General features: G+C 63.0%; 10 protein-coding genes. 4 read left to right on the top strand and 6 right to left on the bottom strand.

Going from position 1 to position 13,156, the window contains the following annotated elements; all coding sequences use genetic code 11:
* Window positions 1-159 precede the first annotated feature (159 nt).
* The 3 genes from glcD to glcF are packed head-to-tail and all read left to right on the top strand — an operon-like array spanning window position 160 to window position 3,998.
* A complete protein-coding gene (gene glcD, locus BLW22_RS12940; protein WP_074846659.1) occupies window positions 160-1,659 on the top strand; it encodes a glycolate oxidase subunit GlcD in 1,500 nt (499 codons plus the stop codon).
* Window positions 1,659-2,723 carry a glycolate oxidase subunit GlcE gene (glcE, locus tag BLW22_RS12935; RefSeq protein ID WP_065927689.1) on the top strand — a complete coding sequence of 355 codons (1,065 nt, stop codon included), beginning with the start codon at window positions 1,659-1,661 and terminating at the stop codon, window positions 2,721-2,723. The genes glcD and glcE overlap by 1 nt, the downstream gene beginning before the upstream one ends.
* Before the next feature lie 3 nt (window positions 2,724-2,726).
* A complete protein-coding gene (glcF, locus tag BLW22_RS12930) occupies window positions 2,727-3,998 on the top strand; it encodes a glycolate oxidase subunit GlcF (RefSeq protein WP_074846657.1) in 1,272 nt (423 codons plus the stop codon).
* Between the two features lie 229 nt (window positions 3,999-4,227).
* Here the strand turns inward: glcF and BLW22_RS12925 are convergent, their stop codons facing one another.
* From BLW22_RS12925 to BLW22_RS12910, 4 genes are all read right to left on the bottom strand, one after another.
* A complete protein-coding gene (locus tag BLW22_RS12925) occupies window positions 4,228-6,600 on the bottom strand; it encodes a CehA/McbA family metallohydrolase domain-containing protein (protein WP_074846655.1) in 2,373 nt (790 codons plus the stop codon).
* A 61-nt stretch (window positions 6,601-6,661) separates the two neighbouring features.
* Window positions 6,662-7,411, bottom strand: coding sequence for an ABC transporter permease (locus tag BLW22_RS12920; RefSeq protein WP_065948709.1), 750 nt, complete (start codon window positions 7,409-7,411; stop codon window positions 6,662-6,664).
* 13 nt (window positions 7,412-7,424) lie between these two features.
* Window positions 7,425-8,426, bottom strand: coding sequence for an ABC transporter substrate-binding protein (locus BLW22_RS12915; protein WP_065927693.1), 1,002 nt, complete (start codon window positions 8,424-8,426; stop codon window positions 7,425-7,427).
* Entirely contained in the window at window positions 8,423-9,262 is an 840-nt protein-coding gene (locus BLW22_RS12910; RefSeq protein WP_065927694.1) for an ABC transporter ATP-binding protein, read from the bottom strand. The genes BLW22_RS12915 and BLW22_RS12910 overlap by 4 nt, the downstream gene beginning before the upstream one ends.
* Before the next feature lie 136 nt (window positions 9,263-9,398).
* Here BLW22_RS12910 and BLW22_RS12905 point away from each other — a divergent pair, with 136 nt between their 5' ends.
* Window positions 9,399-10,142 carry a GntR family transcriptional regulator gene (locus BLW22_RS12905; RefSeq protein ID WP_065927695.1) on the top strand — a complete coding sequence of 248 codons (744 nt, stop codon included), beginning with the start codon at window positions 9,399-9,401 and terminating at the stop codon, window positions 10,140-10,142.
* Between the two features lie 52 nt (window positions 10,143-10,194).
* Here the strand turns inward: BLW22_RS12905 and BLW22_RS12900 are convergent, their stop codons facing one another.
* A complete protein-coding gene (locus tag BLW22_RS12900) occupies window positions 10,195-12,003 on the bottom strand; it encodes an ABC transporter ATP-binding protein (RefSeq protein WP_065948708.1) in 1,809 nt (602 codons plus the stop codon).
* A 223-nt stretch (window positions 12,004-12,226) separates the two neighbouring features.
* On the bottom strand, window positions 12,227-13,120 hold the full coding sequence (locus BLW22_RS12895; RefSeq protein WP_074846653.1) for a DMT family transporter: 894 nt from the start codon (window positions 13,118-13,120) through the stop codon (window positions 12,227-12,229).
* Window positions 13,121-13,156 lie beyond the last annotated feature (36 nt).

Below are 13,156 nucleotides of genomic sequence, written 5' to 3'. Positions count from 1 at the left end.
CGGTCCGGTGACAGCAAGGTAGCATGATGACTAATACGATCAAGGACTATATTTTATTATGCTTATTCCTAAAATGAATAAATGATCCAGGCAAATGATGCTAGCCAGCTGCATCGGAACAGACCTCGAATAAAAACAACGGAGGGTTGCCTACCGACTATGAACATTCTCTACGATGAACGCGTCGACGGCGTCCTGCCTGACGTCGACAAACAGGCACTCCTGCACGCCCTGCAGACTCGCTTGCCTGACCTGGAAATCCTGCACCAGCGCGAAGCGCTCAAGCCGTACGAATGCGACGGACTCTCGGCTTATCGCACCACGCCCATGCTGGTAGTGCTGCCGCGCCACATCGATCAGGTCCAGGGCGTGCTTCGAGTCTGCCATGAGCGGCGTGTACCGGTGGTGGCTCGCGGCGCGGGCACCGGGTTGTCCGGCGGTGCGCTGCCGCTGGAAAAAGGCGTGCTGCTGGTGATGGCGCGCTTCAACAACATTCTGCACATCGACCCCGCCGCCCGCACCGCCCGGGTTCAGCCGGGGGTACGCAACCTGGCGATTTCCCAGGCGGCTGCGCCGTTTGGCTTGTATTACGCGCCGGACCCTTCCTCGCAGATCGCCTGTTCCATCGGCGGTAACGTGGCGGAAAACGCCGGTGGCGTGCATTGCCTGAAGTACGGGCTGACCGTGCACAACCTGCTCAAGGTCGACATCCTGACCGTCGACGGCGAACACGTGAGCCTGGGTTCCCAGGCTCTCGACTCTCCGGGTTTCGATCTGCTGGCATTGTTCACCGGCTCCGAAGGCATGCTCGGGGTGATCACCGAGGTCACGGTCAAGCTGCTGCCCAAACCACAAACCGCCAAAGTGTTGCTGGCCGCCTTCGATTGCGTCGAAAAGGCTGGCCGTGCGGTGGGCGACATCATTGCCGCCGGCATCATCCCGGGCGGCCTGGAGATGATGGACAACCTGGCCATTCGCGCCGCCGAAGACTTCATTCACGCCGGCTACCCGGTGGACGCCGAAGCGATTCTGTTGTGTGAACTCGATGGCGTGGAAGCCGACGTCCACGACGACTGCCACCGCGTGCGCCAGGTGCTGGAACAGGCCGGCGCCACCGAAGTGCGCCAGGCTCGGGATGAGGCCGAACGCGTGGGTTTCTGGGCCGGGCGCAAGAATGCGTTTCCGGCGGTGGGCCGCCTCTCACCGGATTATTACTGCATGGACGGGACGATCCCGCGTCGCGAACAGCCTGGGGTGCTGCACGCTATCGCGGCGTTATCCAGCGAGTACGGCCTGCGGGTGGCGAATGTTTTCCACGCCGGCGACGGCAACATGCACCCGCTGATCCTGTTCGATGCCAATCAACCGGGCGAACTCGACCGCGCCGAAGCCCTGGGCGGCAAGATCCTCGAATTGTGTGTGAAGGTCGGCGGCAGCATTACCGGTGAACACGGTGTGGGCCGCGAGAAGATCAATCAGATGTGTGCCCAGTTCAATAGCGATGAGCTGACCGTGTTCCACGCCGTCAAAGCCGCCTTCGACCCGGGCGGATTGCTCAACCCCGGCAAGAACATCCCGACGTTGCATCGATGCGCCGAGTTTGGCGCCATGCACGTTCATCTGGGTCAGATGCCCTTCCCCGACCTGGAGCGTTTCTGATGCGCAGCGAACACCCTATCGACGCCAGCGCAGCGCTGCTGGAGCAGGTCAACCAGGCGCTGAACGACGCCACGCCGCTGCGTATCCAGGGCTCCAACAGCAAGGCGTTCCTCGGCCGCGCAGTCACCGGGGAAGTCCTCGACACCCGCGCCCACCGGGGCATCGTCAGCTACGACCCGACGGAACTGGTGATCACCGCCCGTTGCGGCACGCCATTGGCGGAGTTGGCAGAAGTGCTGGACGCCGCGCAACAGATGCTGCCTTGCGAACCACCCTCCTTCGGTGAGCACGCCACCGTCGGCGGCATGATTGCCTGCGGACTCTCGGGGCCGCGGCGTCCCTGGTCAGGATCGGTCCGCGACTTTGTCCTCGGGACGCGGGTCATCACCGGACAGGGTAAGCATTTGCGCTTCGGCGGCGAGGTGATGAAGAACGTCGCCGGCTACGATCTGTCGCGCTTGATGGCCGGCAGTTACGGCGCGCTTGGGGTGGTGACCGAAGTGTCCCTCAAGGTCCTGCCCAAACCACGGCAAACCTTGAGTATCAGCCTGGAAATGGACACCGACCGTGCCTTGCTGCGCCTGGCGGAATGGGGGCAGCAACCGCTGCCGATCAGCGCCGCGTGTCACGATGGCCAGCGCCTGCACCTACGGCTCGAAGGGGGTGAAGGCTCGGTGGCGGCGGCCCATGAGCGCTTGGGCGGCGAGTTGCTGGACGCGACCTACTGGCAAGACCTGAACGAACACCGGTTGGTTTTTTTCGATGAGGATCAGCCCCTTTGGCGCCTGTCCTTGCCGCACAACACACCCCGATTGTCGCTGCCAGGTACCCAATTGATCGACTGGGGTGGCGCCCAGCGCTGGCTCAAATCCGACGCCGACGCGAGCGTCATTCGCGCGGTGGTCGAAAAAGCCGGCGGGCATGGGACCTGCTACCACCCGGGCCTGATCGACAGTCCCTTCCAACCGCTGCCCGACACGTTGATGCGCTACCACCGGAACCTGAAGCAGCAACTCGATCCACGGGGCATCTTCAACCCCGGTCGCCTGTACGCGGAGCTTTGAACCATGCAGACCACCTTGAGCGAAGACGCCCGCCGACTGCCTCGCGCCGAAGAAGCCGAAAGCATCCTGCGTAGTTGCGTGCACCGCGGTTTTTGCAATGCCACCTGCCCGACCTATCAACTGCTGGGCGATGAACTGGATGGCCCGAGGGGGCGTATCTACCTGATCAAGCAGGTGCTCGAAGGCAATGAAGTCACGCGCAAGACCCAGGAGCATCTGGACCGTTGCCTGTCTTGCCGTAACTGCGAAACCACCTGCCCCTCCGGCGTCGACTATCACAACTTGCTCGACATCGGCCGGGCGGTGGTCGACGCGGCAGTGCAACGCCCGCTCAGTCAGCGTTTGCTGCGCGAAGGGTTGCGCAGCGTCGTTCCGAATCCCGCGCTGTTCAACCTGCTGATCGGCAGTGGCCAGCTATTTCGAGCTTTATTGCCCAACACCTTGCAGGCCAAGTTGCCTCGCCGCGTCTACCCGCCCAAACCGCGCCCGACCACGCGCCACTCCCGCCGGGTATTGATGCTTGAGGGCTGCGTGCAACCGCACCTGTCACCCAATACCAACGCCGCCACGGCGCGGGTGCTGGATCGCCTGGGGATCAGCGTCATATCCACCCCCGAGGCAGGCTGCTGCGGTGCCGTGGACTATCACCTTGACGCTCAGGCGATGGGCCTTGAGCGCGCCCGGAGCAACATCGATGCATGGTGGCCGAGCATTGAAAACGGGGTCGAGGCGATTGTGCAAACCGCCAGCGGCTGCGGTGCCTTTATCAAGGATTACGGCCACCTGCTCAGCACCGACCTGGCGTATGCCGACAAGGCGCAAAGGGTCAGTGCCCTGGCCAGGGACCTGGTTGAAGTGCTGCGTGGCGAGCCGCTGGATAAGCTCGGCGTACACAGCGACCAGCGCCTGGCGTTCCACTGCCCCTGCACCTTGCAGCACGCGCAAAAACTCGGCGGCGCCGTTGAAACCCTGCTGACAAGCCTGGGCTTCAACCTGACCGCGGTTCCCGACGGCCACCTGTGCTGCGGCTCGGCGGGCACCTATTCGCTGACCCAGCCCGAATTGTCGCGGCAACTGCGCGATAACAAGCTGAATGCGTTGGAAAGCGGCCACCCCGACGTCATCGTCACCGCCAATATTGGCTGCCAGTCCCACCTCGACGGCGCAGGACGCACCCCGGTCAGGCACTGGATCGAACTGGTCGAGGCCGCGTTGCCCTCACCAGGTACTGCAGAATCCTTGCGGCTGCACGCACCGAAGCCCACAGCAATCTAGCCGGGGCGCAATGCCTGGATTGAATCGGCCTCCTGTGGCGAGCGGACTTGCCCCGCGTTGGGGTGCGAAGCAGCCCCTGATGAAGACGAATGCGGTGTATCAGGCACGCCTCTGCGCCTGGTTTTGGGGCTGCTGCGCAGCCCAACGCGGGGCAAGCCCGCTCGCCACAACAAGCCCGCTCGCCACAGGGTTCTTTGCGCGCTCTCGAACGGGTTCGAACACGGCGGCCTTAAGCAAGCGTGAGGAACAGCGCCGAGGTCCAGACCCGGGACTGGTCGCGTTGACGCGCGCAGATGAACAATGGATGCTCGCGACCCGCTTGCAGATTGAGTGGTGCCAGCTCGATCTGCCCCTGCAGTTCACGGGGCAGCGCTTCGGCGGTGGTCCTTTCCAGGGAGACTTTCAGTTCAGCCCCGGGCAGCTCTTCGATCACCTGGGATTGCGCCAGCAGTTCTTCGCCGGACAGTTCCATCAGCACCGTCGGTGCATGCACGTAGGGCTGCGGTTCGGATGGATCGCCGACCTTGATGTAGTTGTCGATGCGGCTGCGGACCTGCAACCTCGCGCCGGCCAATTGCGACAGGTCGATTTCGATGCTGTCGGTGTCGCCGTTGGTGTCGGTGCGAAAGGCCAGGGTCGTGGCGTCCTTGCGCCATACGGTTTGCTCCGGATGATCGAGGCCCAGGGCGCGAAAACCATTGATGACCGCGCCCGTCACCCGGATTTCGCCGGTCCAGTACGCGCCGCGATAACGGTCCTTGATGCGTGCGCCGCCCAGGCGCAGCCGGATGCGTTGGGCGGAAAACCCCAGCTCCTGATGCAGGTTGCGCGACCAGATCAGTTTATCGCCGTCGAACAGGTCCACCTGCTCCCAGCCCGCCTCACCCAGCAATCGATAGTCCAGGGTGGCATTCGAATCGGCCGTGAAGACCTCGCCCATGAAATGCTGGCCCTGGCGCAGGCTGGCAAACGCACGCTCGCCCGTCGTGGCAAAGGTGCGACGGGCGCGAAGGGCCTTGCCGACACTCGAACGATCGAAAGACTCGGCAATCACACCGGTCAGCCCGCCGCGAGAGCCAAACACCGCCGTGGCCGGAACCCCGCCGCCGCAACGGCCTTGATGCTCATCACTGTTCGCCGCGGCGCCGACCCGATAGCCACGCTGAAGGGCTTCGGCGTAGACCCAATGGAACTGCCCCCAGGCAGAGCCGACTTCGATCAAGCGTTCCAGCTCCGGATGGTGCCAGTCGAGGTTGCAACGGCGCCCGCCGACATGGGGCATCATCAGGTGACCTTCCGGGTCTTTTGCATAGGCCGCGTACAATTCGTCCACCGGCCAGGCCCCCGGTTTGATGGTGCCCGCAGTGAACTCGTTCCACTCGAACGAGCGCACCAGGCGCCCCTGGTTATCGAACGGAAACTCGGGCTTGCGATCATGCAGGAACACCACGTTGCGGTCGCCGCCCGCGCAGGAGTTGCCGCACCACTCGGTGCCGGGGTAGCAGACGAAGCGGCCGGGCTCGTTGAGTTCGTGAATCAGCTTCACCGCCTGATCCCAGCGTTGCTCGGTGATATTGAAGTCGTTGGCGGTGTAGCCGAGCACATCGAGGCCGGCGACATCGCGGCCATAGCTGAGGTTGTAGAGCGTGTCGTTGGTGCCCACGGTGTCATCGGAGTGCACATGCAGGTCGGCGTACAGCGGGCGCAATGCGCTGCCGGCCGGGTCAACCGTGACAAACGCCTGGGCGCCACGCACGCCGGGCGCCTGCACCTCGGCGGACAAACGCCACTCGCCCACCGCCCCGAGGTCAAACCCCTCGAGCCGCACCGTCGACCACCCTTCATTGGCCAGGGTAAACGCTTGCTGGCGCTCGCCGCCTTCCGGATCAACCAGGGTCAGCACCCCGTTGAGCGGCAGGTTGCGGCACGTGTTGCCCCAGGCATCGTCGACCCGCAGCAGCACATCGAACGCCTCACCGGCGCTGATCAGGCGCGGCACAATCAGCTGCACACGCTGCGCCGGTCCCGGCACGATGTTCAGCAACGGATCGCCTGGCACCTCGGCAAATTTCGAGCTGCCCAAGGGGTCGATAAACAGCCGGAAACGGAAGTCTTTCTCGACGAAACTCTGCACCCGCGTGCCCGCCCCGCCCTGGCGACGGTCGCCCAGGCGAATAGTGATCTTGTCGCCGGGATTCAGGTAGCCGTCGATGATGTCGATGATGATCGCTTTCTGGAACGGCCGTTCGTGGCCCTTCTGGTCGAAGCGCACTTTCAGGTGCTGCACGGTGGCCTGGCTCTGCCCGGGGACCAACTCGCCCGCCTGGTACTCGGCGCTGACGTAGTTGGGACCGGCCGGGTTCGAGGTCTGGAACAGTGCCCAATCGGAGTAGAACTTGAACGCCAGTTTCAACCAGGCGCCATCCGCCAGGCCGCTGCCGCCGACCTCGTAGACCAGGGTGATTTCATCCCATTGCCCGGCAATCAGCGTGTCTCGGTCACAGTCGATGCTACCGAGGAACGGGCGTTTCTTGTTGCGCTCGTAGAGGCCTTGGGGGGCGATGTAATGCCCGGCTTCGCGGGGATCGAATACGTTACTCACATGACACCTCGTGCAGTGGTCCACTGAAGGTTTGAAAGGGTTCGAAAGCAAAGGACGATGCTTACTGCACGCGCCATTTCTGGTAGTGGCGCTCGATGCGCCGGAACACAAAACTCTCCATCAGCCAGGCAATCAGGCCGATCAGCACGATGCCCAGCAGCACCTGGCTGCTGTTGCCGATCTGCCCGCCGGTGGAGACCATCCAACCGATGCCCTGGGAGGCGCCGATCATTTCTGCGGCGACCAGTGCCCGCCAGCCCTGGCTGAAACCGATGCGCAAGGCCGCCGTCACGAAGGGCAATGAGGCCGGCAGGTAAACGTGGGCCAGCAATTGCCAGGGGTTGGCGCCCAAGGTGCGCGCCGCGCGGACTTCGCCACCGCGAATGCTCTGTACGCCTTCCTGGATGGTCACCGCCATGGGGAACATCGCGGCAATGAAAATCACCAGCACAATGGAGACATAACCCAGGCCGAAAATGATCATGATCAGCGGCGCCCAGGCTATCGGCGGGATCGCCATGAACAGGCTGTTGAGCGGCGAGATGAAATCGCGAAAGCGCGAAGACAAGCCGCCGACCGTGCCCAGCACGATCGCGACAAGCACCGCCGCACAGAAGCCGCCGACTTCCTCCAGGACGCTCGCCCTGAGGTGCTGCCACAGCGAACTGTCGCTGAGCCAACGCAGCGCTTCGCGCGCCACATCCCAGGGCTGCGGCAGGATGTAGGTGGGAAAGCGGCTGGCCAGGGCCATCCAGATCAACAGCAGGAATGGCAGCGAAGCCCATCCCCAATTCGGTTTTGGCAAGGACATGACAGGCTCAGACTCAGCGCGAGGCTTTTTCCAGGTAGGCGGTATCCACGATCTGCTCGGTCTTGAGCGTGGTGTCGATAAAGCCCAGGTCGTGGGAGTAATTCATCAGGCGCTGGATGAATTGGATATCCGCAGGCTGCAAGTCCGCCGACCAGCCCAATCGCGTGCGCGCCTGGGCGACGATGGCCTCCGGGGCAATGGTCTTGCCGTCAGGACCCTGAACCGCTTCAAGCTTGAACGCCTCGGCGATGATGCGATTCGACTCGTCGGGATGCTCGTTGAGGAACGCGATGGCCTTGCGGTGCGCACGCAGCAGCTTGACCACGTCGTCCGGTCGTTCCTGCAAGGTTTTGGGCAGCGCGATCACCACATACCACGGGTAGTTCGGCAGTGCCTGGTTGACGTCGAGCAGAATCCGGCTCGACCCGCGCAGCAACGATTGGCTGACAAAGGGTTCCCAGGAAAACGCCGCGTCGACGATGCCGCGCTCCAGCGCCGCGTTCATGTTGCCGGGTGGCATGTCGATGATGTCCAGGTCCTTGTCCGGGTTGAGCCCGGCTTTTTCTTTCAGCACATAGCCGCGCAACAGCACGTCCATGCCACTGCCCTTCTTGACCCCGGCGAGCTTTTTGCCCTTGAGCTGCTCCAGGCTGTTGATCGGGCTTTTTGCATCGACAATCACCGCCGCCTGGCCGTAATTGACCTTGGCCAGAATCCGGCTTTGCAAACCTCGGGAAAACCATTGGTACACCGGCGGCGTGCCCACATAGGCCACGTCCAGCTCATTGGCGGCCAGCGCCTGCTGGATCACCGGGCCATCGCCCAAGGCCTTGAGGTCAACATTCAAGCCTTCCTCGCGGTAGTAACCCTGCTTGTCGGCGATCAGCGCCGGGGCGTTGGCCATGGCGAACACATACCCCACACGCAGGGGTTTCTCTTCAGCGGCCACGGCACCTGTGCTGCTTGCCAAGGCGGCAACAGACAAGGAAAGAGCAAGCAGCGAACGTTTGATCATGGGGTTAACTCGGGTTGGCGGGTGGGGTTAGCGATGGCTTCGGCCGCGCCCATGACCTGGGAAATGCGCTCCATCAGCTCATTGCGGTAATCGAGAAAGGCCGGCAGGCGACGGGTTTTCAGGTTGGAACGCGGGCGCGGCAAATGAATATCCAGTTCGCTATGGATACCGCCGGGGGCGATGTTGAGCACGATGACCCGGTCGGCCAGGAACACCGCTTCGTCGATGTCGTGGGTAATGAACAGCACCGTCTGACCCAGCTCGGCCCAGATCCGCAGCGTCTCTTCATTCATGCTGTTGCGGCTGATGGCGTCCAGCGCGGCGAAGGGTTCGTCCATCAGCAATACGCTGGGCTCCAATGCCAAGGTCCTGGCCAGGGAGACGCGCTGCTGCATGCCGCCCGACAACTGATGGGGCAAGCGCTGTGCCGCGTTCTCCAGGCCGACCAGGCGCAAATACTGCAACGCCTGGGCACGCTGTTGCGCCTCGCTGAGCTGCGCCGTCATTCGCAGGCCGAAACGCACGTTTTCCAGCGCGCTCAACCAGGGGAACAGCTGCGGCGCCTGAAACACATACCCCAACTCCGAGCGCTCAGGGCGCACGGCGGTCTGGTTGATGCTGATCCGGCCGCTCTGGGGTTGCTGAAAGCCCGACAACAGATTCAGCAGCGTGGTTTTCCCGCAGCCGGACGGCCCGAGGATCGCGACGAATTCGCCCGGTTTGGCGTTCAGGCTGAACGCGTTGAACACCCGATGGCCGTTGGGGTAGCTGAAACTGATGTGATCGACCGTCAGGGCGTCGGCTTGCGTTGGTGCGTAAGGCAAGGAGTCGGGCATGGCAAGTATCGTCAGGTCGTTTACAATGGGAATGCCTGACATAATACGTATTAATACAAGTTGTCCCAATAACCTATTTTTATAACCTTAGAAGTGAAGGCGCAACGCCCCACTCCGAGGCCCCTGGAAGCCGACCGTGTCCACGTCCATTCTGCGCGACAGCACCACCTCGCTCTACGAACAGATCGCCCATCGTTTGCTGGAAGAGATTCAGCGCGGCGATTTCGAACCCACCGGCAAACTGCCGTCAGAAGCCGAACTGGGCGAACGCTTTGGCGTGAGTCGCGTCACGGTGCGCCTGGCAGTGGGCAAGCTCAGCGACGACGGCGTGGTGGAGCGCAAGCAAGGCAAGGGCACGTTCGTCGCCGCGAAGCAGGTTCGGCATGGCCTGGATGCGTTGCGCAGTTTCCATGAAGCCTTGTTATTGCAAGGGCTCAAACCGAGCATGCAGGTGATCAGCCACACGCTGCAGCCCGTTCCGGAAGCCTTGAAGGAGTTGTTTGAAGGCGCCCACGATTGCCTGCTGCTGGAGCGCCTGCATTTCGTGGATGACGAACCTATCGCCCTGGGCCGCAGCCATCTACCGGCCGAGTTGGCCGGCGTGGTCTGGACGGACGTCGAGCATCAACCGATCTACTCGATCCTGGAGTCGATCACCGGCCAGGCCGTCACCCGTGCCGACCTGGCCATCCGTGCGCAAGCAGCCGATGCAAGCCTGGCCAGTGCCCTGCACGTCAAACGCGGTGCCGCATTGCTGGTGATGGAACGCAGCTCTTACTTTGCCGACGGCCGTTGCTGCGACCGCACCACCTTCTTTATCCGTCCGGAACGCTATGCGTTTGTCCTCAGCGGCGTATTCAAATCCAGCCCTGCCAAATAGCGATCTGTACAGGTCATTTGGAGGGATCGGCAGATACGCGGCGGTGGGTCTTCTAGCGATAGCCCCGCGCCTGAACGTCGAACAGCTCGGCATAACGTCCACCCGCAGCCATCAGCTGGTTATGGCTGCCCTCCTCCAGAATCTGCCCGCGTTCCAACACAATAATGTGATCCGCACTGCGCACACTGGAAAAACGGTGGGAAATCAGCAGGGTCATGCGGCCCCTGGCATGCTCACGGAAGTGCTCGAACACCGCCGCTTCAGCCCCGGCATCCAGCGCGGCAGTGGGTTCATCGAGGATCAGCAGATCGGCATCCTGACGCATGTACGCCCGCGACAAGGCCACTTTCTGCCACTGCCCCCCGGACAGTTCCTGGCCTCCAAACCAGCGTCCCAGCTGGGTTGAATAGGTATGGCTCAAGCGCTCGATAAATTCCGCCGCCACGCCTTGAGTGGCAGCGCTGCGCCAGCGTGCCTGGTCGTCCAGGGCCTCGACGTCCCCCACGCCGAGGTTTTCGCCGACACTCATCTGGTAGCGAATGTAGTCCTGGAAAATAACGCCGATGCGCTGGCGCAGGGTGTGTTCGTCCCACTCCTGCAGGTCGCTGCCATCCAGCAGGATGCGGCCTTCATCCGGGGTATACAGACGGGTCAGCAGTTTGATCAGGCTGGTCTTGCCGGAACCATTTTCACCCACCAGGGCCAGGCTTTTCCCCGGTGCCAGGTGCAGGCTGATATTGCGCAGCGCGGCGGATCCGGCGCCTGGGTAGGTGAACCCCACCTGCTCGCAGCGCAGGCCATCGCCAGGGCGCGCACCCTGGGTGAGCCGGCCATGTGGCGTGATCACGGGGGTTTCAAGGTATTCATACAGGTCCGAGAGGAACAGGCTGTCGTCGTACAGCCCGGCAATGGCGCTGAGGCTGGCGGTGATTGCGGCCTGCCCCTGCTTGAACAGCACGATGTACATGGTCATCTGGCCCAGGCTCGTCTGGCCACGCACGGTGTCGAGTACCACCCAGGCGTAGGCCAGGTAAAACGCTGCGGTGCCCAGCAGGCCCAATGCGAAGCCCCAGGCATCGCGGCGCAACGTCAATTGGCGGTCCTCGGTATACAAACGCTGGGCGTTGTCGCGATAGCGCTGGAGGAACAGCGGTGCCAGGCCAAACAGCTTGACCTCCTTGGCATGGGACTCGTGGGAGAGCAACGATTCCAGGTAGTTCTGCCGGCGCGTCTCCGGTGCACGCCGGTGGAACAGGCGGAACGCATTGCCGGAGAAATGCGTCTCGGCGAAGAACACCGGCAACGCACCGACCACCAGAATCAACAGGGCCCACGGCGAAAAGTGCACCAGCAGGACTGCAAAGCTGACCAGCGAAATGAGGTTCTGCACCAACCCCAGTCCTTTGGTCACCAGGCTCAGCGGGCGCGTCGAAGCCCCCTGGCGCACGCGCACCAGCTTGTCGTAGAACTCGGCGTCTTCAAATTGCAGCAGCGAAAGGGTCTGGGCTTTCTCCAGGACCATCAGGTTGACCTTCACGCCCAGTTTCACCCGCAACAGCGACTGCTGCATCGACAGCGCCCGTTGCGCCGCCGCCAACAAAGCCAGCACCCCGGCCTCGGCCAGCACGTAGCGCATCACCGGCCACACGGGGGCCTGGCTGCCGGCCGCATGAACCTGCATGGCGTGGACCACGCCATCAACGATGCGCTGTCCAATCCAGGCGGCCAGTGCAGGCAGCAGTCCGGCGACAATCGTCGCCAGCAACAGCCCCGTGAACAGTGGCCGCGAGGTTTCCCACACCAGTCCCAGTGCCCTGCGCGCCTGGGTCGAAAACGCGCTCAATCGATTGAACAGCACCATGAATGGCACGGACTCCTTGAGGGGGGTGAAATCAGGCCGGACGGCCGAAAGCCATGGAGATGGGCAGTTCACTGCGCCACTCGCTCCCGGATCCAGGCGCGCCCCGGATTATGACAGGCCGTGACGCCAGAACCACGCGCATTCATCGATGTTCTTCCCAGGCGCGTCGTCGCCAGTGGTTGGCGTGACGTCTTTTGACTCGATGGCGGTTGGGCGCCCGACCTTACATCACGTCCTGACGCCCCGCGCGGCCCAGCGACCAGCCAAAATTCATGCCCGCCGCCGCCAGCAGGATCGCGCCTGCGCCCATCACCTGCAGGGTGCTGAGGGGATGGGCGAAGGCTACCCAGTCGACCAGGATGGCAACAATCGGATAGATGAACGACAGCGCCCCGACCAGCGCCGTGGGGATTTTCTGGATGGCGCTGTACAGCAGGGTCGACATCAGCCCGGTATGGACCACGCCGATAATGATCAGGTAAGTCCAGGCGCCCTTGAGCGTTTCGCCCCCAGTGAAGTCCACGAACGGTGCCAGCACCAGCACGCCGACCACCATCTGGATCAGCACGATCAGGTGCGCGGGCAAATCCTTGAGACGCTTGGTGATCGCCGCCGCCACGGCATAGAAGAAGGCTGAAGCCAGGGCCAGGCAGACGCCCAGCACGTAGTCGGCACCGGTGGCCTGCCCACGGCCCTTGGCGGACACGATCAGCATCAGCCCGGCGAAGGCCAACAGCAGCCAGCCGACCTTGGCGATGCTGAGGCGTTCGGCAAAAAACAGCACACCCAGGCCGACCAGCATGAACGGCTGAACGTGGTAGACCACCGTGGCAATGGCAATAGAGGAATGGGTGTAGGCACCGAACAGCAGCACCCAGTTGAGGACCAGCGCCACCCCGCCCAGGTACACCAGAAGGAATTGCCGGGCAGTGATCCGGGAGCGACGCAGCACCCCAAGCGCCAGGCACGCGACCAGCATCGCCAGGGCGCCGAACAGGCAACGCCAGAACACCACCGCCTCCGGGCTCTGCCCCGACATGACGACGAACCAGCCGACTGTGCCGGAGATGACCATGGCCGAGATCATTTCGAGCGTCCCACGGGTTTGCGACTTCATCACTCACGGCTTCCTTGCTATCGACATCGCCATGGC

Origin of the sequence: Pseudomonas marginalis (assembly GCF_900105325.1) — a bacterium.
Classification (GTDB): domain Bacteria; phylum Pseudomonadota; class Gammaproteobacteria; order Pseudomonadales; family Pseudomonadaceae; genus Aquipseudomonas; species Aquipseudomonas marginalis.
This window is presented reverse-complemented; position numbering and strand designations above follow the sequence as displayed.